Here is a 1,164-nt window from a genome sequence, read left to right as displayed (position 1 = left end):
TAACTGATCATCACTAAGATCGTCCGAATCTTTTATAGCGTCATAAAAGTCTCTATTCTCCCTACTAAAATTATCCAAGTATATATTATACTCCGAGTCCCACACGGGCTTCTTTATGGGTGTAAATTCAATATTATTGATACCACTCGGTTTTATAACAATAATATATTCTTTTAATTTTGGAATAGTTCCTAGTTTTTTGACACCAGCCATTTTTAGGCCACTGGCTTCACTCATTTTAACCGCAATGATTTTAACGAAATCGTATCCAAATATTTCTTCACAGACTTTCACTAAATTAAAGACTTCATTATCATCTATAGAAATATAAATCATTCCTTCTGGATGAAGTAAGTTTTTAGCAACAAGCAGTCGTGAAAATATCATATTTAACCAATTTGTATGGCGCCGACCCGATGCATCATGGAAATTATCTTTATAAATAAAATCCTTGCCGGTGTTATAGGGCGGGTCGATATAAATCATCTTTATCTTTTTGTGATAAGTCTTTTGCAGCAACTTAAGCACTTCAAGATTATCGCCTTCAATAAACAGGTTCCCTGTGGTATCCCAGTTAACACTCTCTTCCTTGCATGGACGTAGTGTGCATGTTGATGGCGTCTGAGCAATTTGACGTGCGCGGGTTTTACCCTGCCAAGTGAAGTTATAGCGCTCATCTGAATCATCAACAACTTCACCCAGCACGGCTTTTAAAGCGTCAAAGTCGATTTTTCCTTCCAAAAATACCTCAGGGAATAATTGCTTAAGTTGGTCGATATTTTCTTGGGTGACATCCGCGCTCTTGGATTCAGGGTCGTTCAGGGTGATTTGTTCAATGGTCATCAGGGGCATTCCATTTATTGACAACTGAGCAAAAAAGGCCGCACTTGGCGACCATGTAGTTAATAGGGTGCCCTCAGAATTGAGGGCGGTAGATACGCAGTGCGTACTGATAGCAGGTATAACCCTGCATGATTTCAGATGTTAAATTGTGATCCTGCCAATATGAGCGTTTGCGGTCGGCTGGAATATGTAAATCCGCAACGCACCCAACACTTTCTCGGTAGTTGGCGACCAAAAACAAAAAAGCCACGCCATGCGCAGCCTTGAATTCGTTATCCGTGATCAAATAACACTATCCGTTATCAAATGGCGTTATCCGTG

2 protein-coding genes are annotated in these 1,164 nt (G+C 40.0%); both read right to left on the bottom strand.

The features are described from left to right. A partial coding sequence (locus tag PSI14_RS19935; RefSeq protein ID WP_273577719.1) for a site-specific DNA-methyltransferase occupies positions 1–843 on the bottom strand: 843 nt, incomplete at its 3' end. Positions 844–916: 73 nt separating this feature from the next. Then, positions 917–1,129, bottom strand: coding sequence for a hypothetical protein (locus PSI14_RS19930; protein ID WP_273577718.1), 213 nt, complete (start codon positions 1,127–1,129; stop codon positions 917–919). Positions 1,130–1,164: the final 35 nt, after the last annotated feature.

It is taken from the genome of Xenorhabdus anantnagensis (assembly GCF_028598555.1).
Lineage (GTDB): Bacteria > Pseudomonadota > Gammaproteobacteria > Enterobacterales > Enterobacteriaceae > Xenorhabdus > Xenorhabdus anantnagensis.
This window is presented reverse-complemented; position numbering and strand designations above follow the sequence as displayed.